Source organism: Paraburkholderia sp. RL17-373-BIF-A, assembly GCF_046030175.1.
GTDB lineage: Bacteria > Pseudomonadota > Gammaproteobacteria > Burkholderiales > Burkholderiaceae > Paraburkholderia.
Genome location: NZ_JARESO010000212.1, coordinates 1 through 2,164 on the forward strand (window position 1 = coordinate 1; position 2,164 = coordinate 2,164).

At 54.9% G+C, this 2,164-nt stretch carries 3 protein-coding genes; 2 read left to right on the top strand and 1 reads right to left on the bottom strand.

The genetic code is table 11. The features are described from left to right. Window positions 1–137 precede the first annotated feature (137 nt). Window positions 138–887, bottom strand: coding sequence for a response regulator transcription factor (locus P0D80_RS49685; protein ID WP_408295962.1), 750 nt, complete (start codon window positions 885–887; stop codon window positions 138–140). A 616-nt stretch (window positions 888–1,503) separates the two neighbouring features. On the opposite strand from P0D80_RS49685, the gene P0D80_RS49690 reads away from it, so the two are divergent. Together P0D80_RS49690 and P0D80_RS49695 are read left to right on the top strand one after the other, a co-directional pair. Then, window positions 1,504–1,635 (top strand): hypothetical protein, encoded by a 132-nt coding sequence (locus P0D80_RS49690; RefSeq protein WP_408295964.1) that lies wholly within the window; start codon window positions 1,504–1,506, stop codon window positions 1,633–1,635. Between the two features lie 93 nt (window positions 1,636–1,728). Beyond that, window positions 1,729–1,926 (top strand): hypothetical protein, encoded by a 198-nt coding sequence (locus tag P0D80_RS49695; protein WP_408295966.1) that lies wholly within the window; start codon window positions 1,729–1,731, stop codon window positions 1,924–1,926. Window positions 1,927–2,164 lie beyond the last annotated feature (238 nt).

Genomic DNA, 2,164 nt, shown 5'->3' on the forward strand with positions numbered 1-2,164 from the left:
ATTCCGCGTACACCACATTCCACAATAACTCCTGGCTCGTGCAGCCAATCTTGGGGGCAATGGATTCGATCGCCGCCCACTGTGACTGATACTCACCCCGATGCTCCTGCACCATGCGCAATGCACGTTCCCGGACTTCAGCAGAACATTTGTTCGACTTGTTCATTGCTCCAACTGTAGTCAACGCCTGCGCGTCCATCGCGTTCACGCAATACAACCGGATCCGAACGAATACCAATAGGGATCGTCCAACCGGCGCCTCGGACATTCAGGATGACAGCTGATGAAAATTTCTTCCGAATGCCGTAAATCAGTACATCAACCGCATTGCTCTCGACATCCCTCCCACATCCGTACAGTCGGTCCTCCAGCGTTGACCGTGAAACGATCGTCCCCGGCCTCTCTAGGAGGGCAATGATCAGATCGAACTCGCGCGCGGATAGGGTGTGCACTTGACCGTTGTATCTTAATTGGCGAGTGATGAGGTTAAGCTTCAATTTTTCATCGCCAATTTCTGACGACGCGTAGCCCGCCTTACGACGAAGGATTGCGCGGACTCTTGCAAGTAGTTCGCGAACGTCAAAAGGTCTAGTAAGGACATCGTCCGCACCGAGATCTAGGCTTGAGACGCGGGTTTCAATACCGACCTGATCTGTAAGAACGATGATGGGCGTTTCGATATTCGAGGCTCTGAAATTGCGCAGTATATCGACGCCCGATGCGTTCGAAGAACTGGTATCAAGCAATATCACGCTGTAGATCGAACGGCTAGCCATTGCGGTCGCCATTCCGTGGCGTACCCAGTTAACTGGGCATGCCTCACTATGCAAGGCCCGCACCAGATCTCGTCCTGAATCGAGGTCATTGTCAATCAGCAGCACCTTCATCGCCTTCTCCCCTAACACTGTCACAACCTTTGACCAGTCCAAAGGCTTTACGATTCGGTAGGCCTACCGACAGACCGGCGAGCGGGCCCGATCTGTGTCCTTGCCTGGCGGCAAGTTAGTCGCGGTCACGGCGTCCGCACAGGTCAAAGAGGACAAATCCGACAACACTAACGTAGCTCGTCTTCCCCCTAGACGCCTCTACCTATCGGAATGACCATCAACGATGTAGCGCTCGACACGCAAACGGCCGCTTGACCGAGCAGCATCAGTCCCAAGATCCCGTGAACCGCGCAAGCAAACTCTTCCGGTGACAAGACTCGTCGTTGATCGCGCCGAGCTATGCTGCTGGTCTGGGCGTGCCCAATGCTAACTGCCCGTTTATCGCGTTCGCGCGGCTCATCGTCGTCAGTTCTAACCCCCTTAAGCCATAAAGCTGCTCGCACACACTCTCTCGATGAGAGATTTTTACGCGATCCTCATTGAGTCTGCAATCAGACCCGTCCGAATCTTGCTATCCACGAAATTTTGTGGAGCAACTCACGCTGAACCGCTCCGGATTCGGGGCGGTTCAAGCCATGTACTACCTTCTGGTTGCACACACCTGGGACTTCACAACATGCTGGGCAAAGCTAACGACCATACGCTGGCCGACCGGCTGCCTAACGGCAGCAGTCAGAATCTGCAGACGTGGCTACGGCTGGTTGATCGAGAAGGCGACGTTCGGGGGCTGGCCGAACTGGGCGATTGAGACGGGATCGCGCGCATATAGGCTGCATTCCGCCAACAGGTTGCGCGGCGCTACCAGCCTCGCAGGACATCAAGGAACTGGAGCGACTGCATCATGAAAGCTCGTGATAACGCCGGGAAGCTCATCGATTACTTGCGCCGGCACCCGAAGCCGACAACCGTTGCCGAGCTGGCCAGCGCCGGCGTGATGAATTCGCGCGACGCGTCCGATGCACTACAGTACAGCGTGCGGCATGGCGTTATCGAGCGCGTCCGGCGACCAGGTGCCCGGTCCAACGAGCGTGTCCAGTAGGAAGTGTAATATAAGTGGCGATGTATGTAATAAAAACAGCGGTAGCGCGCGTAGAACTCAGCATCTCTTTTTCGCGAAGCCTAGAGCAACGGTGTTATAGGGGACAAACAGACTAAATCTCTAGGGCGGCCAAAGGCAGAATCACCACTTCTATTACACAGTTCGCCATTTATATTACATGTACTAGCCTGGACTGCACCTGACAGGTAGTCGGGAAAGCTGGTTAAGGAAGGCGATT

Bases quoted from the DNA above. Each gene is read 5' to 3' on its own strand.
- P0D80_RS49685 (WP_408295962.1), bottom strand. From the start codon at position 887: ATGAAGGTGCTGCTGATTGACAATGACCTCGATTCAGGACGAGATCTG.
- P0D80_RS49690 (WP_408295964.1), top strand. From the start codon at position 1,504: ATGCTGGGCAAAGCTAACGACCATACGCTGGCCGACCGGCTGCCTAAC.
- P0D80_RS49695 (WP_408295966.1), top strand. From the start codon at position 1,729: ATGAAAGCTCGTGATAACGCCGGGAAGCTCATCGATTACTTGCGCCGG.